This is a genomic window from Saccharicrinis aurantiacus (assembly GCF_947489045.1).
GTDB lineage: Bacteria > Bacteroidota > Bacteroidia > Bacteroidales > Marinilabiliaceae > Saccharicrinis > Saccharicrinis aurantiacus.
This window is the reverse complement of record NZ_CANLCN010000008.1, coordinates 181921-207071: the sequence shown is the minus strand read 5'-3', so window position 1 is coordinate 207071 and position 25151 is coordinate 181921. Positions and strand designations below refer to the sequence as shown.

The 25151-nt window shown below is 33.5% G+C and carries 15 protein-coding genes; 5 read left to right on the top strand and 10 right to left on the bottom strand.

Going from position 1 to position 25151, the window contains the following annotated elements:
- Positions 1 to 6 precede the first annotated feature (6 nt).
- The gene (locus QMO11_RS11505) at positions 7 to 522 is read right to left on the bottom strand and encodes a KdsC family phosphatase (protein WP_068472340.1); all 516 of its coding nucleotides are present in this window, start codon (positions 520 to 522) and stop codon (positions 7 to 9) included.
- Positions 523 to 774: 252 nt separating this feature from the next.
- On the opposite strand from QMO11_RS11505, the gene QMO11_RS11500 reads away from it, so the two are divergent.
- Positions 775 to 1149 (top strand): hypothetical protein, encoded by a 375-nt coding sequence (locus QMO11_RS11500; protein WP_068472342.1) that lies wholly within the window; start codon positions 775 to 777, stop codon positions 1147 to 1149.
- Between the two features lie 412 nt (positions 1150 to 1561).
- Here QMO11_RS11500 and QMO11_RS11495 read toward each other — a convergent pair whose 3' ends face one another.
- Both QMO11_RS11495 and QMO11_RS11490 read right to left on the bottom strand, forming a co-directional pair.
- On the bottom strand, positions 1562 to 4057 hold the full coding sequence (locus tag QMO11_RS11495; protein WP_282037428.1) for an AsmA family protein: 2496 nt from the start codon (positions 4055 to 4057) through the stop codon (positions 1562 to 1564).
- 117 nt (positions 4058 to 4174) lie between these two features.
- The gene (locus QMO11_RS11490) at positions 4175 to 4960 is read right to left on the bottom strand and encodes a nitrilase-related carbon-nitrogen hydrolase (RefSeq protein ID WP_282037427.1); all 786 of its coding nucleotides are present in this window, start codon (positions 4958 to 4960) and stop codon (positions 4175 to 4177) included.
- A 77-nt stretch (positions 4961 to 5037) separates the two neighbouring features.
- Here QMO11_RS11490 and omp85 point away from each other — a divergent pair, with 77 nt between their 5' ends.
- Together omp85 and QMO11_RS11480 are read left to right on the top strand one after the other, a co-directional pair.
- Complete coding sequence (omp85, locus tag QMO11_RS11485) at positions 5038 to 6363, top strand: Omp85 family outer membrane protein (RefSeq protein WP_282037426.1); 1326 nt, start codon at positions 5038 to 5040, stop codon at positions 6361 to 6363.
- Between the two features lie 61 nt (positions 6364 to 6424).
- Positions 6425 to 7411, top strand: coding sequence for a glycosyltransferase (locus QMO11_RS11480; RefSeq protein ID WP_282037425.1), 987 nt, complete (start codon positions 6425 to 6427; stop codon positions 7409 to 7411).
- Here QMO11_RS11480 and QMO11_RS11475 read toward each other — a convergent pair.
- From QMO11_RS11475 to QMO11_RS11460, 4 genes are all read right to left on the bottom strand, one after another.
- Positions 7408 to 7617: a hypothetical protein gene (locus tag QMO11_RS11475; protein WP_139314851.1), complete on the bottom strand. Its 210-nt coding sequence runs from the start codon at positions 7615 to 7617 to the stop codon at positions 7408 to 7410. The genes QMO11_RS11480 and QMO11_RS11475 overlap by 4 nt on opposite strands.
- A gap of 64 nt (positions 7618 to 7681) precedes the next feature.
- Positions 7682 to 8272, bottom strand: coding sequence for an RNA polymerase sigma factor (locus tag QMO11_RS11470; RefSeq protein ID WP_282037424.1), 591 nt, complete (start codon positions 8270 to 8272; stop codon positions 7682 to 7684).
- A gap of 247 nt (positions 8273 to 8519) precedes the next feature.
- Positions 8520 to 9389 (bottom strand): FKBP-type peptidyl-prolyl cis-trans isomerase, encoded by an 870-nt coding sequence (locus QMO11_RS11465; protein WP_282037423.1) that lies wholly within the window; start codon positions 9387 to 9389, stop codon positions 8520 to 8522.
- A gap of 114 nt (positions 9390 to 9503) precedes the next feature.
- Entirely contained in the window at positions 9504 to 10466 is a 963-nt protein-coding gene (locus QMO11_RS11460) for a PhoH family protein (protein WP_282037422.1), read from the bottom strand.
- Positions 10467 to 10658: 192 nt separating this feature from the next.
- Between QMO11_RS11460 and mazG the strand changes: the two genes are divergently transcribed.
- Positions 10659 to 11438, top strand: a complete 780-nt coding sequence (gene mazG, locus QMO11_RS11455; protein ID WP_282037421.1) for a nucleoside triphosphate pyrophosphohydrolase — start codon at positions 10659 to 10661, stop codon at positions 11436 to 11438.
- A 29-nt stretch (positions 11439 to 11467) separates the two neighbouring features.
- Positions 11468 to 13684: an amino acid permease gene (locus tag QMO11_RS11450; protein ID WP_282037420.1), complete on the top strand. Its 2217-nt coding sequence runs from the start codon at positions 11468 to 11470 to the stop codon at positions 13682 to 13684.
- Between the two features lie 100 nt (positions 13685 to 13784).
- Here QMO11_RS11450 and QMO11_RS11445 read toward each other — a convergent pair whose 3' ends face one another.
- From QMO11_RS11445 to QMO11_RS11435, 3 genes are all read right to left on the bottom strand, one after another.
- Positions 13785 to 15023, bottom strand: coding sequence for an OmpA family protein (locus tag QMO11_RS11445; RefSeq protein WP_282037419.1), 1239 nt, complete (start codon positions 15021 to 15023; stop codon positions 13785 to 13787).
- A gap of 29 nt (positions 15024 to 15052) precedes the next feature.
- Positions 15053 to 15490: a hypothetical protein gene (locus QMO11_RS11440; protein WP_282037418.1), complete on the bottom strand. Its 438-nt coding sequence runs from the start codon at positions 15488 to 15490 to the stop codon at positions 15053 to 15055.
- A gap of 62 nt (positions 15491 to 15552) precedes the next feature.
- Entirely contained in the window at positions 15553 to 25131 is a 9579-nt protein-coding gene (locus tag QMO11_RS11435; protein WP_282037417.1) for a LamG-like jellyroll fold domain-containing protein, read from the bottom strand.
- Between the last annotated feature and the right edge of the window lie 20 nt (positions 25132 to 25151).

Sequence of the window (25151 nt, the reverse complement as noted above, 5' to 3'; positions counted from 1 at the left end):
TTAAAATTACCATGTTTTATCAAGTCCCCATTTACCATGAGCTCTTAATACTTGTTCGATCACATCGCGCACACAACCCTCGCCACCATTTTTATGACTGATATATTTACAGCACATTTTAATCTCTTCAACGGCATCGGCCGGACAAACAGATACACCAACAGTTTGCATTACTTCTTCATCAGGTAAATCATCTCCCATATACATAATCTCCTCAGCTTTGAGGCCTTGTTTATTCATCCAATCGTTAAGCTGATGAATTTTATCCGAAGCTTTCATATATACGTCTTCAACGCCCAACTGTGTATATCTATTCTTTACAGCTTCAGTATCCCCTCCTGTAATAATAGCAATAGGATAACCTTGTTTAACCGCAGCTTGTATTGCGTAGCCATCTTTTATATTTGCTGTTCGCATCGGAATCCCATTGGCATCCATAGGTATTATTTGTGCAGATAAAACACCATCAACGTCAAATGCAAATGCTTTAACCTGCATTAGGTCTTCTTTAAAGTTACTCATGTTATATAATTTAATATCATGCGAATTTACAGAATTTAGTTTATTAAGCGAATCGTATTTAGAATTGTTTATCCATAGAATAATAGTGTGTTATATTGGATACATCTTTAGAGCATTAATAGTATAAAATGCTTATATTGAATGAAACCTCGTAGAAACACAATTACAGAACACGACACAAATCTATAATTAATTATGTCTCAATATATTTACCTGATTTTGTTATTTTCTGTAAAATAAAACTTTATTGCTATGAAAAATGGATCTATACAAATTGTTGATTTAGAATTTGAATATCAACTATGGAAAGGAAGACTTTCTTTATACACAAAAGAAGTTGACCTACTTATAAAACGCAATGAAACCATCCTGAATCCGGAAAATGCGCATAAATTAAACTCGATTGAAATAATGGCATTAGAAGAGCATAAGAGTATTATTGAAAGTGCCTTGAGTAAGATAAATGTAAAAGAACAAGAAATTGAGTATTACATAAAAGATTTCCCAATCACCCATGAACATCAATATTTTGTGGAACATTTAGAATTAAGAAAGCAATTTGAGAAATTAATTTTGGTTCATACCGATAGAGTTAAGGATATTATAACTGCCATCGGCGCTAACTAATTTCACCTGATTGATAATTTGTGTACCTTCTTAACTTTTTATAATGTCAACTTTCAGATTATTTGGAAATAAGAAAGTTCTATATAAGGATAATCACATTTAAAATATTTTCTAGATGGAAGTACGCATATTCGTGTAACAACAAATCTAAAAAAGACAATTTGATATAAAAATATCATGAACCCAAAACAACACCGTTACGTATTTTATTACAAACAGTTACACTGATTACGAATGGTTACATATTGATCTAAATAAATAACTATTCGCACATTACAAACACACTGCAATTTGAAGGTCATTTAAAAACATCTACTAGGTATAAAAAGCTAATCCTAACAAATAGAACTTTTCTTTCGGTCAACTTTTCTCTTTTATGGAAGAGAAAAGTTGTCGATTTCAAGCAAGAATATTACTTAAAAAAATCTCCTAGTTTATTTTTGATATCATCCACAGCCTTTTTTATATTATCATCCTCAAGCAATTCTTCAATAGCCTTTTGAGTATCTTCACTAACCTCATTTTGCAGTTGTTTTTGAGCTTTAGCAATGTCTAAACTCATTTTAGGATTATCGGCACTTCCTTTAATGAGAACGTCAACAATAACATCTTCTCCATTCTGATTCACAATACCTCCAAAGAATCCCATTGCATTAGCTACATCCTTACGGGATACAGGTGCAGCAATAACGTAATTTAAAGATTGGTCAAAACCTTGTTCTCCCTGAATTGTAAATTTAGCACCATTAATATTTGTTGAAAACGGCGATACTATAATTTTACCATTTCGCATCTCATAATTAATATCAATATCTTTTGCTGTAAGCGTTCTATAACTCTCTTTATTTAAAAGATCTGCCATTTGATTTAACACTTTGGAGTTGGATACTGTAACTGCATCTGATTTTATAGTTCCTCCACCTTTTATGCTAGCAATATTTAAAGTGTAATCTTGATTTACTTTACTACGGAGTTTAAAATCCGAGCTTATTTTACCCATTGCATTTTTTGCAACAGGCATTAATGAATCAACTACGGTGAACGAATTAGCCATTGTTTTTATATCCACTTTATCGGCACCAATAACAAAATCAATATAAGGTTTCGATATATTCTGAGTATTATATTGACCTTCTATATCAATCTTTCCACCTAGTGTATTCATATTATATCGGTCAATTACTAGTTTTGAATCCTTGACCACCAAAACACCTTTTGCTTTATTTACAATTAACTTATCGTACGTCAATTTATCAATATTGGAATAAAGCCTCAAATGAATATTACGCGGTATTCCTCCAAACTCTACAACTCCGGAATCTTTTTTCGATTCAGAAACGCTTTTACTCTTTCGAAGGATTTCGTTTAAGTTAAGAGATGACGAATAATGATTTAAACTACCTTTAAGCGTGCTGTTTTTAAAATAGTATGGTAAATATCCCGATAAGGAACCATTCAAACTAAGGTCTGAATTTACAACAGAAGCTTTCAACTGTTTTAGCTCAATGGTTTCAGAATTTATATTCATCAATGCCTCAGACACCTTTATTTTATATGGCATTATGCTATTTGAATAAGAAAATCCTTTGAAAGAAATATTCCCATTTATTTTTAGAGCTTCATAATCCTCTATATCAATCAATGTCTTATTCCCTGCAAAGTCAATTTTTGAGTTAACAATGCCCTCTAATTCCATATCCTTAAATTGGACAATATCACTTACCGATTTTAAATCAATTACCCCATCAATACCACCAACAAATGAAGCATTACTAACTGGAGTCTCTAAATAAAAACTTCCTTGAAAAGGATTATCTGAAATAGAAAAATAAAGTTTCTCTAGACTAACTTTAGTACTGTCCAATATTTTTCCTGAATTGTTAATCTTAAGAGCAACATTTATATCATCAATGCTATCGTCAACATCAGAGTAAGCTATTCGGCCATCCTCAACTAATACATTGAAGTTAAAATTTGGTAAGCTATTAGAATCAATAAATACTCCATTTACATTGGCTGAAATATCAAAATTTCCTTCCGTCTGAATACTTTCAAAGTCTTTTAAATATTGACTAGGTATTAGCGACAAAATTGTTTTTATATCATTATTTATCGTTTTGAGTTGCAAGTTAATGTCAAACCCTTCGTTTAAAATCTGAACTCCTCCATTAAATCCCATTTTTAGATCGTTAATAGCTAATGTATTATTCTTAAATGTGAATTTATTAGTGTTTGTATCGGCAAGTATATTCGCATCAAAGGTTAGATTTGCATCACTTAAATATTTAACATTCTCTTGCTGAACATTTAATTCTTTAACACGGCTTTTTAACTGCACAATTGACTCTTCTGCAGATAAATTCCCGCTTAATTGAAGATTAACTCCACTTAAACTAGTTTTACTATGAGAGTTTTCATCAACATATATTATTGATGCATTATTTATTTGAAATTTATTTAAAACCAACTTAGAACCTGAATTTTCCTTTTTACTAGAATGTTTCTTTTCGGAGTTTTTGTTTACAATATCCCAATTATTTACTTGATTACGAGTTATTGCATTAACAATAGGTTGCTCAATATTTACCTCAATAATCTTTAATCCATCGGATGAGAAAACACTAAACAATTGCGCAGATAATTCAATATTTTCAACGTGCAATAATGTGTCCTCCTTAAATGTACCAAGACCTATGATATTAAAACCCGTAAGTTCAACTTGAACATTTGGAAAGTCCTTTAATAGAGATACAGAAACCTTTTCCCACGCTACACTCGAATTAATATTTTTGTTTATTTCAGTTTTTAATCGAGTCTCAACACGACTTACCATTGTGAAGGGTATAATAATAAGGAGAGCCAATAAAACTACTATTGAGATGATTACTGCTTTTAAAGCCTGCTTCATTATTTGTTTGTTTAATTTGCGCATTAAATTAACCATATCGAACTAATAAAAAAATAATTTTCTATAAAAGGATATGATTAGCTGGCGAACTACATTACCAATGATTTATCAAATACTCTATTCGATTGAAAAGCAGTCTGCATCATTTAATACGGGAAATTTTTCTCTGAAATTATTTTGAGCAGCCAAGTCGAAACCTACAATCTCTAGATTTGTTTTTTGCTCTTTAGACAACACTAGGACCTTTCCTTTAGCATCTATAGCTGCCGAATTACCATTGTATTTTAAATTATCCCCCTCGCCAACTCGATTAACTCCAATACATAAACATTGATTTTCAATAGCACGCGCTTGCAGTAAAGTATCCCACACTTTTATACGTGGAATTGGCCAATTTGCCATACAAACCATCACATCATAGTCGCCAGTATTTCGTAACCAAACGGGAAATCTGATATCATAACAAACTACAGGTAATATTTTAACACCATTATAGTCGAACACAACCCTTTCAGCTCCAGCAGAAAAGCTCTTATCTTCACCACCCATACTGAACAAATGCCTTTTATCGTAATAATTTACCTGACCGTTATTTATATATACAGCTCTATTATAAAATTTCTTGTCTTCAACTATCGCAACAGAACCAATTATAGCAATCTTATTAAGTACTGATTGTTCTTTCATCCATTGTAAAATAAAACCATCCATAGTCTGTGCTATTTTACTAACATCCATTGAAAACCCAGTGGCAAACATCTCTGGCAAAAGTAAAACATCAAACTCATCTTTGTGCGATGATATTATTTTACCAATCGCTAATAAATTCTCATCAACATTCTCCCATTTAATATCCAACTGTAAAATACCAAACCTTACTATGTTATCCTTAATTACGTTCATTGTTAGTTTTAATAGAATTAATATGTTAGTCTAAATAGCTTATATTTGTTGGCAAGTTAATCATTTAACAAATAATTATGCGCAAGCTTGTGATCTATTCTTTTCTTCTTTTTTCACTCCATCTGCATAGTCAATCGGATACTATTAACGAAAATGCAGGAATGAAATTTGGCTTATTACCAGCTATTGCTTTTGATGCAGATTTAGGTTTTCAATACGGAGGATTGGTAAATTTCTTTTGGTATGGCGATGGAACTAAATACCCTACCTACAATCACTCCTTATATTTTGAAGCTTCGCAATATACTTCAGGCACTAGTTTGCTTAGGGCTTACTACGATTCTCCAGAATTTATAAAAGGAATTCAAACCACATTAGATATTACCTATTTTAATGATTTAGCCACTGATTTTTATGGGTTCAATGGTTATAATGCCCAATTCAATTCAGAGTGGATAGATGACGAAGATCCGAACTATAAAAGCCGTGTTTTTTATTCTCATCATAGAGAGATGTTTAGAATAATGACAAATTTTAAAGGGGTGCTTACAAATTCTAACAAAGCACTAGAGTGGATGGCTGGCTTTACATTGTTCAATATGAATATTAATTCTACAAATATAAATCAGCTGAACAAACGAATCTCTGATGACAAGAAACTACCTGAAACTAATGGCCTTTATGACAATTATGTTGATTGGGGGATTATTGATGAGAAAGAGGCAAAAGGAGGACTAAGTAATTACATAAAGCTTGGGCTCTCCTATGATACTCGCGATTTTGATGCAAATCCTGCCAAAGGGATTTGGAGTGAAGTATTTTTTACTATGTCGCCATCATTTCTGTCGGATAAAAACACACAATATACCCAGCTAACAGCAATGCATAGGCAGTATTTCACACTAAGTGCTGATAAATTGATATTTGCTTATAGGTTGGCAATTCAAAACAAACTTAGCGGAACAATACCATTCTACCTACTCCCTCATTATGTAACTTCAAACCTAACTTCGGCAACATCACAGGGTCTTGGAGGAAGTAAAACATTAAGAGGAATTAGGCGCAATAGAGTGGTTGGCGATGGATTTGCACTGGCAAATATAGAGCTACGTTGGAAATTTCTTCGAACAAGACTATTGGGTGAGGATTTATACTTAGCCAATAATACTTTTTTTGATATGGGGATGATTACTCAAGAATACAAAATAGATTACACTTTAATACCTGAATCAGAAAGAGCTGAGTATTATATTCCGAATGAGGAAAAGATGCATTTTACCATTGGAACTGGCCTAAAAGTAGGCTACGGCGAGAATTTTATTATTTCGGCAGATTATGGTTTAGCCTTATCTAAAAAAGATGGTGAGTCTGGTTTATATATACTTCTGAATTATTTATTCTAAAGTACTATTTTATTTAATTTTGTCTTAGATTCGCGAATCCTTAATTTCAACTTTTATTTAGATGCCAAAATATTCTTTAATTATACCAGTTTATAACCGCCCTCAAGAAATTGATGAACTATTATCTAGTTTAACTGATGTATCCTTCAATGATTTTGAAGTTGTTGTTGTTGAAGATGGATCTACTTTAAGTTCTGATTTAATTTGTAAAGGATATCGAAATAAACTGAATATAACCTATCATTATCAGAAGAATACAGGGCCCGGTTTAGCACGAAACACTGGAGCAAGTTTAGCCAAAGGGGATGTTTTTATCTTTTTTGATTCTGATTGTTTAATTCCATCAGATTACTTTGAAGCTGTAGAACAACAAATTGATAAAATTGATTGTTTTGGTGGACCTGACATGGCACATCAATCGTTTAGCCCAATACAAAAAGCCATCAGTTATTCAATGACATCTACGCTAACTACGGGTGGAATTAGAGGTGGAAAAAAGAAGTTAGACAAGTTTTATCCGCGAAGTTTTAATATGGGTATTAAACGAAATGTTTTTGAAGCACTTAAAGGTTTTAGAGATATTCGTTTTGGTGAAGATCTAGATTTTAGCTTACGAATTGTTGAGGGAGGATACAAAGCTGTATTGATTGAGAATGCCGGAGTTTTTCACAAACGACGAAACAATATGAAATCCTTTTTTAAACAAGTGTTTAACTCAGGTATTGCAAGAATTAATCTAAATATATGGCACCCCGGCTCACTTAAGCTAGTGCATGCTGCCCCTAGTATTTTTACACTAGGCTATATTATTTGGGGTATTATTTCAATATTTATTCCGCAGTTATGTATATTGTTACTATTGCCATTACTTATATTCTTTATTGATGCATTAGTAAAAAACAAGAATATAAAAATTGCATCGCTAGCTGTTGTAGCTTCAATGGTACAAACTTTCGGATATGGTACAGGTTTTATCTATGCCTTATTCAAACTAATTGTTTTGAATAAAACAGACACAGGTGCATTTAACAAAACCTTTTATAACTAATTAAAATTAAATCTGAATAGTTTATCTGTATCATCAGTTTTAACTGGATCTCCTTTTGAATAACTAATGATGCTATTGATAACTTTTGAAGGAGGTTGTAACAATGGATCATCAAAAAAACTATCAGGCAGTTGACTAAATAAGTCAACCATCTGAAGACTATAGTTCTCTAGTTCTTCTAATTGTTTTGTAAAATTTGAATTCATAGGCATCCTAAATTAATCTATTTCTAAATGTTAAACGCCTATGAATATATTTTATTGCATACTATTACACAGTTAATGATATTTTTTGTTCTTCAACCATATCTCTCATATTAATTATGGCATAGCGCATCCTGCCCAAAGCAGTATTAATACTAACACCTGTCTCTTCGGCAATTTCTTTAAAGCTTAATCCCATAAAGTGCCTTAAACGCACAACTTCCTTTTGATTTTCGGGTAAATATTCGACTAACGACGCCACATCTTTCAATATCTGATCAGTCACTAACTTATCCTCAATATTTGTATCTGAGAATTTAGAAGAATTGAATAAATCGTACTCAATGGAGTCGTTAGATACCATTTGCATATGTTTTTGCTTACGGTAATAATCGATAATAAGATTATGCGAAATACGCATTACCCACGAAGGAAACTTTCCATTTTCGATGTACTTTCCCCTTTTAAGATTATTAATTACTTTAATAAAAGTATCCTGAAAAACATCCTCAGCCAAAGCTGGCTGTTTTACCATCATCAGAATATAGGAATATATTCTACTCTTATGCCTATTAATTAAAATCTGCAAACATGCTTCTTGTCCCCCAATGAAGCGCTCAACCAACTCATTGTCGGTCTGATCTTGAAGATTTACCATTTTTTTACGTTTTTAAGTTTTAGCGTAAAATTTTTCTATAGGCACTGACGGTTTATGTGAATAATTATTTTGAAATGGTAAAAAAAGTAAAAATATATTAATAAAACAATACAACCCAATAAACATTAATCAATTATTAACATTCAATTTAGTTACAAAAAGCATATTACAACCAATATAACAACCTGTTATAAATAAAAAAAGCCATCCTAAAAGGACAGCTTTTTAATATAAATTTTACATACGATTATTCCTCAACAGGAATAACAGCATTTAAGGTAACCGAATATTTTAGAACATCTACGTCAGTTGTGTTTCTATCAGAAGGAGCATAAATTAAAGCTTCTCCACCTTCTTTCATTAATGGCAAGGCTAATTTAAAACAATCGCTCATTTCACTCAACAAATACTTTCCGTTCTCGCCAGAGTGTCTTTCTTCCATTGTAACAACATTAATACCTGAAAATGAAATTTCAACTGAATCGGTTAAACTAGGCATACTACCTAAACCTTCCATCACTTCTTTGTAATATACATTTGCCGTATCAGTTATTGCTGTACCGACCTCATCAGGGTTATTACTAAAGTAATCCTGAATTAAGCCATTTTCATAATTATCACGCTCATCCGTATCTAATGTAAACCCATCAAGAGTTACTGTAAAGTGTCTGTTTCCATCACTATAAGCTTGCCGTGATGGTATAAATATATGAGCTTTACCTCCGCGCTTCATTTCTTTTAGTGCAATTCTCCAACCTGCTATATTACCTTCCAAACTAAATAGGCGCGGCTGGTTGGGTTGGGTATTATCAAAACTAGTACCTGAAGTAATATAATACCCCGCATAGTGCACCAAAATATCAGTAGTATCGTTGGCTACTTTATCACCTATACCTTCTTCTATATGTGATATATATACTCCATCATCAAGTGGTATTAAATCCTCTTCAGTTAAACCTAAATCTAAACCTACAGTATCATTTGTAGCATATAGTATTATATCAGCATCATCTTGTTCAGGTGTTTGAGGTACATAACTGGTTCCGTCGTCATCATCTTTTTTACAAGCCCAAATACCCAATAAAAGAAGTGCAGTAAGTATATATGTATATTTCATGTTTAATATTTTACAAACACCAATGGCGTTTATGTAATTTATAGTTCTTGTTAATAATTATAGTACTGAATTCAGCCACAAAGTTAAAGTTTAATCGTAATGATACAATAGTGTTTACTTAACAGCATCATTATTGTTTACTTTGTCGCTTTTATCATACGCTGTTACTATTCGTTGTACCAATGGATGACGAACAATATCTTTGGCGTTAAATTCTATTACTTTAATTCCTTTTACCCTTTTTAATATACGCATAGAATGCACTAAACCAGACATTGATGCCTTTGGTAAATCAATTTGAGTAATATCGCCGGTAACTACATATTTCGTACCATTTCCCATACGGGTTAAAAACATTTTAATTTGATTGGTTGTAGTATTCTGTGCTTCGTCTAATATTACAAATGCATCACTCAAGGTTCTACCACGCATGTAGGCCAATGGTGCAATTTGAATAGTGCCATTTTCCATGTAGTCTTTTAACTTAGCTGACGGAATCATATCCTGTAAAGCATCGTAAAGAGGTTGTAAATAAGGGTCAATTTTTTCTTTCATATCACCTGGAAGGAAACCTAATTTTTCACCAGCTTCTACGGCAGGTCTACTCAATATTATTTTACGTACCTCTCTCCTTTTCAACGCCCTAACAGCTAATGCAATTGCTGTATATGTTTTTCCTGAACCTGCAGGACCAACAGCAAAAATCAGATCATTCTGATCATATTCTTTAACAAATTCTCTTTGATTGGTTGTACGACCGCGGATAGGTTTCCCATTAACTCCGTATAAAATTACATCATCCTCTGATTTTTTGGCTCCTACTCTACCACTATCAATTATTTCAATAATTGAATGTTCGCTGATAACGTTGTATTGATTATAATGATCAATTAAAAGGTGAACTTTTTCTTCGAATCGTGCTATCTCATCAGCTTCACCCATGGCTTTAACCCAATCGCCACGTGCAATAATTCTCAGTTTTGGAAAACGATCTTTTATGATCTGTAATTTTACATTTTTAACACCAAAAAACTCTATTAAGTCAATGGTTTCAAGGTAGATTAGTTTCTCTATCATATAGTAATTAGCATGCTATTTTGTTCAATTTATGCAAATTAAACACTTTTATTCTTAATCGGATGGACATTTATCTAATAATTTCGATACAAATATAAACTATTAGGCAAGCACCTAAATATCTGCCTAAGCTTTGCTTATACAGTATTTCTTTTGTTATTTCGTGTAACAATAATTTGAATTAATTATAACATGACAACAGGTAAATTAAATGCTTTTAAGGAGCTATTAGATATTTTAGATAAATTACGAGTTGAATGCCCGTGGGATAAGAAACAAACCAATGAGAGCCTGCGAAATTTAACCATTGAAGAAACCTATGAACTTGCAGATGCCATCTTAGAAGGAGATGATGAATCTATAAAAAAAGAGCTTGGCGACCTTTTACTTCATGTAGTTTTTTATGCCAAAATTGGCGAAGAAAAAGAAGCCTTTGATATTGAAAGTGTTATTAAATCGCTAAATAAGAAACTTATTTATCGCCATCCGCATATATTTTCAGATACCAAAGTAGCCAATTCAAAAGAAGTTGAAGAAAATTGGGAACGCCTAAAACTAAAAGAAAAAGGTGGTAACAAGTCGGTACTTGAGGGTGTGCCAAAATCATTGCCAGCCATGATTAAAGCCAATAGAATACAGGATAAAGTGCGTGGTGTTGGTTTTGATTGGGAGCACAAAGAGCAGGTTTGGGATAAGGTAAGCGAAGAAATAAATGAAGTAAGAGATGAAATAATTAATGGAGATCAAGATAAAATTGAAGCCGAATTTGGTGATTTATTCTTCTCATTAATTAATACTGCTCGTTTATACGGTGTTGACCCTGAAACAGCTTTAGAGCGCACCAATAAGAAATTTACAAAACGCTTTAATTATCTTGAGAAAGAAACCATTAGTAAGGGCAAGGATTTAAAAGAAATGAGTCTAGAAGAAATGGATATCATTTGGGAAAAAGCCAAGCAATTTGATAAATAAACGTACCATTACAATATAGTTTTTTAACCATGAGTAGTAATTCGAAATTAGGAACCGCACCCGTTTTTTTTACAGCTATATCCACTATTCTAGGAGCCATTTTATTTCTGAGATTTGGTTATGCAGTTGGGTCTTTAGGCTTTTTTGGGGCTTTATTAATTGTATTATTAGGACATTTAATTACCTTACCTACAGCCTTAGCTATTTCTGAAATTGCTACGAATACAAGGGTTGAAGGTGGTGGAGAATATTTTATAATATCGCGTTCATTTGGCTTAAATATTGGCGCCACAATTGGCTTTGCCCTTTACCTATCGCAAGCCATTAGCGTAGCTTTTTACGTAATTGCATTTACTGAGGCCTTTGAACCTGTATTTTCATGGTTAAGCCAAACATTCGATCTTAATTTACCACGCCAAGTCATTAGTGTTCCTTCACTACTAATTTTAGGCGTATTAATTTTAAAGAAAGGTGCCAATATAGGCCTTAAAGCACTATACATAATTGTGGCCATTTTGTTTGTTTCCTTAGCATTATTCTTTCTCGGTTCAACAGATTTTTTTGCTTCGGGTGATTATGGTTCTAATTTTGATTTTAAAAATTCAAAAAACTTTTACACCATTTTTGCTATCTGTTTTCCGGCTTTTACCGGAATGACAGCAGGTGTTGGACTCAGTGGAGACCTAAAGGAGCCTAAGAAATCAATTCCCAGAGGAACCATTTGGGGAACCTTAATTGGTATGGTAATGTACGTGTTCGTTATTTATAAGCTTTCAATATCTGCTTCGGCCGAAGAACTCACAAGTGTACAATTATCTATGGCTAACATTGCCATTTTCGGATCCATCATTATCCCGTTTGGATTAGGTGCATCTACCATTTCGTCAGCTATTGGTTCTGTTTTGGTAGCTCCACGCACATTGCAAGCGCTGGCCAATGATAAAAGTTTTCCATCGGCAAAACTGAATCACTTCCTTTCTAAAGGGAAGGGTGCTGCAAACGAACCATATAATGCCTCGCTAATAACTTTGCTTATTGCCGTTGTTTTTGTATTGGCAGGAAACGTAAATTTTGTTGCCGAGATTATCTCTATGTTCTTTATGATTACTTATGGAGCATTGTGCTTAATCTCCTTTTTGAACCACTTTGGAGCATCACCATCCTATCGCCCTTCATTTAAATCTAAATGGTACTTATCCTTAATGGGATTTGTACTCTCAATATGGGTTATGTTTAAAATAAATGCAGGCTATACAATTGCTGCATATTCGTTTATCATTGCCATATACCTTTACCTTAATAAGGTGCATAAGAACAGAGGCGGACTACAAAAGATTTTTTTAGGCGCTTTATTCCAAATAAACCGACGGATTCATGTTTTTATCCAAAATATGAGAAACGAAAGTCCAGAGAAAGAAGAATGGCGACCTTCAGCAATTTGTATTTCACCAAACTCATTGGAACGTACTAAAATATTTGATTTAATGAGTTGGCTATCATACAAACATGGATTCGGCACTTATTTTCATCACCTTAAGGGTTATTATTCAAAAGCTACTAAAGCTGAAGCCGATGCCATTACACATCGTTTAATAGAAAGGCAAAAGCTTGATGGTGATAATTTATACATCGCTTCCATGATTTCGCCATCGTACACTACAGCTATTGCACAAAGTATTCAAACCCCAAGTATTTCGGGGATGGAAAATAATACCATAATATTTGAATATATGCGTAAAAACCCGGGCGAACTGAATAGCATCCTCGATAATATAAATCTTACTAGAGCGGGTAATTACGATGTTTGTGTTTTCTGTGATTCGGGTAAAAACACGCGCTACAATGGTGGAATTCATGTATGGGTAAGAGCCATTGATTTTAAAAATGCCAACCTAATGATTTTATTAGGAATTATTATTCTGGCACATCCCGACTGGAAAAAAAGTCATATTAAAATATTCAATGTTTGTGCTAGCGAATCAATAGAAAGCAATAAGCTAGAAATAAAACAACTGATACAAGATGGAAGATTACCCATTACTTTAAATAATGTGGAGATAATTCCGATTGAAGAAGAAACGAACATTAAAACCACCATTAATCAGCGTAGCGCCGATGCTGGATTTTGTATTATTGGCTTCAGAGGCGAACAGCTCAAAAAACAAGGCATTGAGCTTTTTAATGGCTTTGATAGTATTGGTGATACTTTGTTTGTTAATTCAAGTAGAATTCAGGAGATTGAATAGTCTATAAATAACATCCATAAGAATAACAACCTCATAAGAATTTGTCATCTTTATGAGGTTGTTTTTATTTATTGAGATTTTAGAGCTACAAATATAAATTCTAATGAACCACCTTGATCTCGACTCTACGGTTCTTGGCTCTATTCTCCTCATTATTATTAGGGGCTATTGGTACTTCAAATGATCTACTCACTGTTAGCAGCTGGTCTTCTGGAGCTCCATAATCCATTAACAATTGCTTAACTATAAGTGCTCTTTCCATGCCTAGCTTTCTATTTTCTGCATCTGAAGATAAGTCGCAAGTGTGGCCCTCAATTCGCACAATTACATCTTGATTATTTTTTAAGAACAATGATAACTCTTTTAGTTTATCCACCTCAGATTCCTCTGATATATCTAATGATTTTACCTCAAACTGTACCTTTATGTCTCTTATTATCCCTTGAGCTAATACAAATGGTGCTTCTTTAATCAAATACACAGTATCTATTCTATTAATTACCTGGTAAATGGTATCAATTCTATTTATATCCTTTGTAGAGGATACATTTGTATTATTGGAAATACGCTTAAAACCACTGTCTTTAAAAAAGTAAGAAACACCTATACTAGCACTTGCCATACTTTCGTACGCTTTTCCGGCTATACGGCCTTCAAACTGATCTGGAAAAGTTGACATATTAACCTTTAAATTAACATGTAAGCGTTTATTCAGTTTATATTTGCCCATTAATTCGGCATTAAAAGCAAGCGATGTTGTTGCTGGAATTCCTTTATAGTCTAACACACTCATCACACTTACCCCTAGCGCAGGAACAACATCCCACTTACGCTTATTTTTATAACCTGCAAAAAGATTAAAAGCACTAAACTGAAAATCAACACCTGCATTAATATATCTAATAAAATGTCGATAACTACCATTCTCATGAATCGTTACGTAATTACGTACTGGATCATTATTACCATATATTATTCCCTCCTGAGGATCGGCTGTATACAAACCATCAACTGTACTAAATCCATTTAATTCGTAACCTTGAAAATTTAATCGCAAACCCCAAAATGGAGTAAACCACTTTCCTATTCCGAATGTATACTGCGGTGTAAACCGATCATTAAACTGAAGATTACCGACATCTTGTGAAAATAAGATTTGAGTACCTAAACCTCCATCAATATAAATATTTTGCTTAAACCCTAATGGTTCAAATATAAACTTCTGCTTGGCTTTAAGTGAATCCGAAGGTGTAACATTATCCACACTTTGTGCATAAGTTTTGTCACAGAATACTACCAATACTAGAATCGCGATTTTTACTTTATATTTTAATTTCATAAAAGTTAATCAAGGTGTTAAAACAATTTTTACTGTTGTACCAATTCTAAAATTACTGGATTATCAAAGGTGCCATAGGTTGCATCACTCTCAAAAGCAACAGTATTATTTGCATGATACAAATAAGAGAGACTTGCATTATAATACCTAAAAGTAATCTGTTGATCTTCGGTATCAGATGCTCTAACGGTAATATAATACACCCTCTTTGTACTATCCTTACCCTCTACTAAATTACCTAGCCCTCTGCACTCTGTTCCAATAAAAGCACTTACCATATCCTGATCAGAGGCATATTTACTAATGTTATCAGGAATACCAACAATGGCTGTAAAGCTATTGGGCAAATTATTTATTGACGATATAGCCCAACTTGGTGTTGAATAGGTGTTAAATGATTCTGAGTCTTTACTACACCCTACTATTAATATGAATCCTATTAGAATACTTAATTTAAATATTTTCATGGTCTTATTTTTTAGATTAGAATCAAGAACTCTAAACCTTCAGAGCTCTTGAACATTGCACCTTAAATCTTCTTAACTTTAGTTACTGTTCTTATACCATTTACTTTTACCACAACAAAGTAAATACCTGGCTGTAAGTCTTTACAATCAATAGTTGATATAAATCGATGTTCTTGTTTTAAAGTAAATTCCTTATGAATCATCGTTTGACTAGCAATATTTAATATCCGCACATCCACTGTTTCAATATTATCTTGATCAATATCAATAGTAACTACGCTTTCTATTGGATTCGGGTAGACCTTAACCTCAACACCTTCAATAATTTCATCTTCAAAATGAATAACTAATGGTTGATCAATTGAACCTGTAACCGAATTACTTTTGTAAGAATCCTTTGTAACAGAGTATGCGATTGTTTCTCCATTTCTCTCAAGTGCATATTTAATATCCTCGTTCTTATTACCGCTAGTTGTTATAAAGCTCATTAACTCACCATTGATATCCTGAACTGTAGAAGTAGAATTTACTTCACCATTTAAATATGTGATAATCTTATCATCTAAAAATAGAGGAATATTAGCAATGGCAACCATATTCATATTAGTTGGGTATTGATTGCTCACATATACATCTTTTATCATATCAAGTTTTGTATTCTTCACACTAAGTGAGCCTTGATTATTAGGATACACAAAACTGGTACTATTAGATCCGTTACGGAATAACATATATCCTACACCTGGCTCTAAGTAAGTTAAGTTACCTACCCAACCTACACTATTTGTATACATAGCAAAACCATATTGCGATTTTATCACATCATTTATTTGTGCATCATATGATGCCAAAGCCTCTTCAATAGTTAATCTAACGGTTGGAACATAAGATATATAATTCCATTCTTCTGCGTTTACATTAATACTATTTGAACTAGGTAATACTTTCTCACCCAACAAATTAATAGTTTGCACTTTATCCGTAGATAATTTATACATTGTTTTGTTACCCAGTTCCAATGGTTTTTCAATCACCCAACGCGATTCCGCCACTGAATAGTTGGCACTTATATTGTCTAATTCTGATTTAAAGAAGCTAGAGGTATTCCATACCATATTGCTTAATGCCTTATCAATAGAATTTAAACGTTCTGTAGCAACATTAAAAGAAATCCAGTTCCAACCTTCCAATAGGTGTATATTCTGATAAACCAAATCTTTAGCATCAAATATTACTAAATCATCTAAGCTTCCAACAACTGAATTGTTAGCAAAATTTATAGTGCGACCTGGATCTGCCAGATAAGTAATTCCTGTACTTGAGTCCCACATTCTAAACTCTACATCATCAAACGTTATGCTATTGCTATATAAAGTGAGCATTACATACCAAGCTTCAAGATCTCTGTTGTATTTTGAAGCAGTAACTCCAATACATTTTCCATCTCTAAAGGCTGCTATTAAATCTCCTTCATCTGAAGAGTAGATATTATTGAATCGTAATTTCCCGAACACCGACATATTGTATTTGTATTCGGCTGGGTTTATATTCCAATCGGGCTGTTCTGAGGTTACTGTAACAATCAACTCTAAGGGCTCTGATACATTCTCTGAGTTTACTAAATAAACTACCTCATCATATGTTCCTACATTTAATCCTTCATGAATTTCAAACTGTAAGGTTTCTGAACTATTAGGATTAATAGAGCCCTTAGATGGTGTTACATTTAACCATGCTGGGATATTATCTACATTAAACTTTTGAACTGTACCTCCATTATTAACTGCCAGTACTTCGAACTTTGTTGATGAATTAACCTTTTGGCTTATATTTAAACTGGTCTCACTCCACACCAATTGATTTCTATCAATATAGGCGGTCCATATAATTGGCGAAATATTTTCATTACCATTTATATCTCTTATTCCATCAACCGTAAACGTTATAATTGAGTTTTCAATACGAGACAAAGGTTCTTCTAATGAAATAATTAATGCATCGTCATTAACAACAAAGTTGTAATTTAGGTTTGAAACAGGCCCTCTTCCTTTTACAGAAGGAATATCTGTTATTTCAACTGCCCCATAATTAATGGCCGCAGGAACAGATGCATTGTCATTACTTTGAACACGCTGATCTTCTAAACTAAACTGTAACTCTTGGTTTCCTTGCCAATTTATATAATGCTCAAACGGATAATATGCCAATAAGCCCATTTCATCCCCAATCAACTGTATATTATTTGTTGCGCTAATAATATCCTCATTACGATAGAGGTTCCAAATACGCAATTCATCAATCTTACCTTTGAAATATTGATCTTCGTTAGATAATGTTGCTTGGCCTTCTGGAGTCCATAATCTGGCACCTAAGTTCATATGAGCTGAAGCTATACCACCAATTTCATTGGCATCAAAAAATGATTTCACCTCTCCATCAATAATTATTTGAGCCCTTCCAAAAGTTCTATTTACGGCTATAGTGAAATGATGCCATTTATTGTCCATATAATTACCCTCAACTATAGACTTATAAGCATTGTTCTGGTAAGTTAGTTTACCTGATTCAAAACCAACAGCAAATAAATTCTTTGAACCACCTAGATCGGTACCATCTCCTCTACCATTAGAAAGCATAGTTGCATTAGATTGGTTGGGATCTGCACTAAACCAAAACTCGAGTGTATAGTCCATTGTTTCATCAATAACAGCAGAACTTCCTGTATTAATTTGAAGTTTATCATTCGAACCATCAAAGCTTACTGCCCTTCCCTCTGGAGTAGACCAAATACAACCGTCTAGCACCAGAGTTGCTCCTCTTGCCTTATCTTGTGTTAAGGTTCCACGAGCTTCTTCAATTGGGTAATATGCCATTAAGCTAGTTTCGTTACCCGACAATTGCGCTAAACTATTTAGCTGTAATTCACGTGATGAAAGAAGATCATCCCAAATACGAACATTATCAATCTGACCTTTAAGGAAATTTGTACCTGTTGATATAGATTTACCTAATATAAGGTTGCCAATACCATTATAATAATTAATTGGCGCCATACTAATCACTTCTTGGTAATTAAAGAAGGCTGAAACATAACCTTCGTTATCATACTGTAGTGCAATATGTGCCCAACTTCCTAACTCTAAAGGAACAGTATTAGAACTCTTTATTATACTATTACCAATGGTAACTTCAATATACTTATCCTTTGTAATGGCAAGTTCGATTGATTCATTTATATTACCCTGACTTAGTAAAGTAGCATCTTGATATTCATCAATCTTCACCCATAATTCAGCGGTAATATTTTTTGAAGACATATTTCGTTCAACTTCAGATGCCATAAAATCATTATCTCCATCAAGATGAATAGCAACAGAATGATCTGTAATAGCGCCATTACGAATACCTGTAACCTGAAAGTTATTGATGGTAAGTAATCCATCTGCAATAGTCTCGTTAAAATTTAGCCTTATTTCATCATTTATAGTTAAAATTCCATTGGCAGGCTGTGCAACTCCAAAAAGTCTCGGGTTATACATATCTTTTATACCACTATGGGATTCTGAAGTATTTTGAACTTCTTCATTATTAATTACACAAACAGAAACAGCCCTCAAATCATAACGTTGATCAGGCAAATCATCCATAAAGAAGTTATATCTAATAACACCTGCATCAACTGCATCTATCATTTTTGCATTAAAGCCATTTTCAATAGCTTCATTAAACCTTGTTGAATCATTATAATAACTCATTAGATTTACCCAATCATCATCTGACTGAGAAGCTGATTTATATTGAAGTGCTATCCAACCAAAATTATCATAATTCACATTAAACTCATCCATTATTACTTCCATATAATGCTTATCAATACCATCCACTTTAGTAGTTGGTAGTTTGGTATTATAAGTCCAATTATTATTTGGTTTTGAGATACTTACATCGGTACACGAAGGAATAAAATGAACCGTAAAAGTTAATGTATCCGCAATGTCGGTATGAGAATCTGTAGGATCATACTGACATTGCGATTGCAATATCAACTGTAAATCATCGTAATTTAATGCTCTTCCTTTGCCAACCTCAAGTGTTTTAATTAGTGTTTCGCCTGCCGGAACTAAAAAAGTTCGACCATTACCAATACCACTACCATCAATCGAAAATTTGGCTCCGTCAGGGTTCGAGGCTTCTATAGTTTTTAAATCAAATACAACATCATCGTATGACTCGGAGTTATTTCTAAGGTATAACTTAAGCTGTGCATTTTCTCCAGAGGGAACATTCTCAACATACTTTACCTCCATATCTATTTCAGGAACCTCTATACGTTTTGTTGCTTCACTAATGAGATGCTGACCAGGTTCAAAAAACCTAGTTACATATGCTTCCTCGTGAGGACAAGAAGTGGAACCTGCTTTAGTTTTAAAAATAAATGAAGGGTAATATGATTTATTAATTATATTACTTTCTTCAACAAATCCTCCATTCCCATCTGTTTCATATTCCTCATCACCTTTACTATATCCTGCTTCGTAACATACATCAACACTCAAATAATCGATACCACCATCTTCTGCTAATACAAAACCTTTTGAGTGTTCTGCGCTAGTTTCAGATGTAAATGTACCTCCATGCTTAGTTTCTATTGATTCTGAAAATGAAAATTTAGTTTTTGGTCCGGTACCACTTCCTATTTGACTATCATTTGATATTTTACCACCAATATTTACATAAAAGGTACTCTGATGTGACTTAGTTGTAGAATACGACTCACTATAATCAACATTAGAACCTCCGTGAAAAGAGTAATTTTGCAATAATGTTGCTTCAACCTTGGCTTTCTCATTATCGGCCATTCTAGCTTTCCATTGTTCAACGGATTGATTCAGATAAACTATTGTATCTGCTACTGATAGACTAGGGTTATTTGTTGGATAAATTATTTTATAACTCGGCCCATCAAATATGTCATCCGCATCCCCTAAGGTTTTATCTAAAATACTCTCATCTTCATTAACTTTACCAAAATCAGGACTCGATTCTGGCAAGTAAGAATAATAAAATACTTTACCCTGAGCATCTGCCGCAGCTTGTAGTTCTGCTATGGAAAAACCCATACTTTCTTTAAGTATATCGTTTCGGATGTTTTCAAACTGAGGGATTAGCTTTTCTTCAATATGTATTTGAGGATATGCAAATAGTGTGTTAAAAGATTGAGACATACTTCTACCCTCAGCATATACAATTGCCCAATCTCCAACTTTTTTATAATGCGTCCCGGTGTAAGCATCCAATTTAGACAATGGCACAATTGTTACATTCTGAGTAGAACCAAAACTTATATTAGTTGAATATCCGATATACAAATCCGCGTCAGCACCAACAAAATAAGGATCTGCACTGGTTTGAAAACGAGTAGTTGTTTTTGTGGTTGTTTTCTTAGTATCCTGTCCCTGGTATTCCTCTTCATGGATAATACCCACCGTAGCACCAGAACTAGTTTCAAGAGTTTTAAGAATTACTCCTGCTCCAACACCTGTCCAGGTTACAATTTCTGCCTTAACCCCTAATGTAAAATCCTCATTTCCAGAGTTTTTTATTGAACCCGTATAAGTAGATGATTCTTCAAACGAAATTCCTTTCTCAAGATATGCATAACTATTTGACCCCGGTGGATCTCTCAATACACTCAATACTTTATCAGGACCTGCTGTAACAAAATCGGTACCTGTTTGGTGAGCTCCCAAAACATAAGCTTCACCATTGGTGAAAAATACTGGATGTTCCCAATCAATAGACGTAGGAGCGGCATCATCACCATAAGTTACTTTAAGATTCATAGTACGAATACCCGAAGTAATTTCAGGATCGCTACCCGAGAATGTATAAAAAGCAACCCCAACTGAATCAGCCACTACTTCTGCATCCTTATTATCATTATTAGCTAATTCGTTATTGAACTTAAAGATTGCATCTTGAGTTGGAACTTCATCAGTACTCGAAATTACATCGCCTGAATAATGTGCATATTTCTCAAACACCTCCAGTTTAATCTTATAACTCTGATCTTGAACATAAACTGGTTTTTCGAATGTGTATGAATCTGATTCGCTATTATAAAGTGGCACCTTAACCTCTTCTTGCAACATATTCGGAATTAATACAGTATCATTTCCGAAATAAGGCAAAACATTACCTGAACCATTTACTTGATTTACTCTAATTTCAGGTTCATATCGTTTAATAAATTTTTGGGCAAAATTATAAAAAACTGTATCCGAGTATTGTTGATACTCCATAACACCATCAACTTCTGTAGAATCAACATATTCATTTCTCACAGACTGATCAATAAATTGTTGAGTAAGGTTAATTGATCCTCCTGAACCTGGAATATCAACATGATGTGTACCAGCATTTACTTTTACAGTAAACTGTTCTGGGATTACATTAGCCACAAATTCACCAGTAGTATCATTTACATGAATTACAACTTCATTATTAATATACTCAACCAAATTTGTATGTGAGTTAGTTGCTTTAGATGGTTTAAAATGTGATTCAACACTTAAAGAATCGTTATAACTTAATGTTTCTACTTTAAGATGCTTTAGAGTTACTGTTATATCATCTGCAAGATTGTTTATTGATAATGAGTGCCCCAAAGGGTATGCCTCTTGAACACTTCCTCCTGAGACACGACCTATATATTTTACTGTAGTACTATCCTTAAGAAGTACATTTGATCTATCATCCTGATAATTTAAGTTCTGACCACTAGAATTTGTAACCTTTCCATCATTCTCGAAAACATGATAAGGCTTTACAGCTTTAACTTCATGAATACCCACAGGTACCATTATAGAAAATGTACCGTCAGCCATAGTTGTCTCAGGAATGCCATTTGATTTAACCACTGTTTTACCATCTACAGTAAAGTTAACTCCCTCCACAGGAATAATAGAGTTAGTATAAGTAATTATTCCACTTACAGTAAAAGAAGATTTATCAATAAAATTAACTGTGTGACTCTGGGCTTGTTCACTTATAAACCTGATTTCTTTTTCAGATTCAAACCTATGGATTCCCAAGGTTGGAACAATGTAGTAAGCAGTACCATTCCCAACATAAGGAATAGAACGCACTTCATAACTACCATCAAGTCTGGTTACTACCTTATAGCCAAGCTGTTCTTCTGTAGGCGTATTGCTACTTATAAAAACATCGCTTTGCCTACCATGATTAGCGTTATATCTAGAGCCTGAAAAAGACGTATCATAAAACTCATTAGTGGTTGCATAATTAAAGTTATAATACGCAATCAAACCTGTTTCATCTCCAGTTATATAGCGGTTATAATCCCTCTTTATAGTTTCTTCGCTTAATGGAATATTCCATATACGTACTTCATCAACTTTACCTTTGAAGTTATTATCTCCTAGTTTAAGTTGATTAGTATTACCTGTAATAGTTGTAGACCCGATTACTTCCGAGATAAAATTACCATTTATATAGATTTGGGTCTTACTGCCCGTATAAACACCTGTTAAATGTACCCACGCACTATTTGCCTTTAAAACACTAGCCTTTAAGTTCTCATCTGTGACAATTACTGTTTTACCTCCGGCAGTAAAGTAATATGCATCACTTTGTATTCCTAATTCGTACATACCAACCTTAGATAAAATTGTACCATCTGTTGCATCAGGAGACACATAGGCTTGCACTGTTATTGAATCGGTATTTTCAAGTAATAAATTACCATTATTAACCGTTGCCATACCCAAAGCTCTAAAACTTAAACTCTGCGAACTGATTTCTGCCTCTGTAGTAACATTGATTTCTACCCCTTCCTCAGCTTGGCCATTCTCAAAGGTAACCCTTCCGTAAATATCTCCTGAAGGTGTACGAAAACCTAAATCTGTTAACGGATTAGCATATAAAGCAGAATCAGCACAATTTACAGTACCCAGTATACGATAATCATATAATATTCCTGCCTGTCCACTATAATCAGTATATAAATATTCTTCTAAAGCCAATGAGGCAGTAACATCACTTATTTGCTTAAAATCATTCGATGAATTGTGTTCTCTACGTTGTATAATAAAACCTTGAAACGGTCCTTTGGAGGTCCAACGCATTTCTGTTCTATCAGAAAAATATCCTTTTGAAACCTCTAAAGTTGATAAATCCCCAATATCCTGCGGAAATATTTCACCTGTAAATAAAGAGTTGCTAACATTATACAAACCTCCGGGTACAACTTTTAGCTCATAATAATATCGATTACATGTATTTATCATTTTATCAGAGTAATTACCCCTATCTAGATCTTCCTCTTTTAAAATAAAGTCTTCTTTACTATTTGTTGTTCTGTTAATACGAGATAGTACAAACTGACTTCCCTTTGACCATAAGTCGCCTTGAGTATCCCATGTAATGGTAGCCTGATGTTCAACCTTATCATATATAACAGTTGGTGCTTTTAATAGATCTTTGTGATCAGTAGATATATATATATCTGTACTAACTCCCATCCAATCATACCAAGTACTCCCTCTATTCCTGCGCATTCGGTAAGTGTAGGTATTTTTGGTTGTTGCACCTTCAAAGGAATTATCTTGAATAGTATATAATATTTTGCTTGGATCATAATCTATAGTACCTATCAGCGACCATAAATTAGAGTCTTTTAGTGATTTTTCAACTATTAGATTATCGGTTAAATAATCCTGACCAGCAGACCCTTGTAATGACGACATTGCAAAAGAAACATTAACCACTCTCTCCACATCATCAAAACTAGCTTTAGGATCGGTAGGTAAAGATAAAGCCGGCACTTTAATCTCATTCGATTTTACTGTAAAATCTAAATTCCCTCCATTGGCCAGATACTCATGACGCAATTCATAACGCTTTGTACTTTGTTCAATGGTACGAATTGTAATTGTGCTTCCCGATACCGAAGAACTAGGAACTAGATCATTTGTATTGGCGTAATATAATTTATAAGATCCTTTATTCTCTATATCGCTATTACTACCACTTTTTGAAAAAGATATTGTTGTATATTTATTTGATAAATTTAAAGCACTACTATTGATTGTTAATGGTCTAAGCTCAGGAATATCCACAGAATATGACCCACTTATAGCATCAGTCCCATATATACCATTTACGTCCCAAGTTCCAGAAACCCTAATTGTTGTTACATTAAGATCCTCTGTTTTTATATGCCAATCAACCTCTAACCAGTAATACCTATCACTTGATTTCCAACCCCTACGCCTAAAATCGGCTCCTGATAATGTTTGTTCAATTTGTTCATTTGCATTGCAGCCACCAGCATTAGTTGTAAACAGAGTGCGACCATTATTATCGCTTACTGTCATGCTTTCTATGTAACCATCCTCATCCACAGGCCCAAACTTATTATCGCCTTGCCTAAATTTCATTCGAATAATTACTTCATCTCCCGATATGATAGTTGAAACGCTATTAAATGATTGGTCCCAATTATTCCTAGCTTGAGTTATTTGTTGAAATAAACATAAGAATAAAGTTATTAGTATAAACCTACATGCATGCTTGATATTAAGCAGTTCTGTTAACGTACCATTACAAATACATTTCATATTTTAATATTTATTTTTTC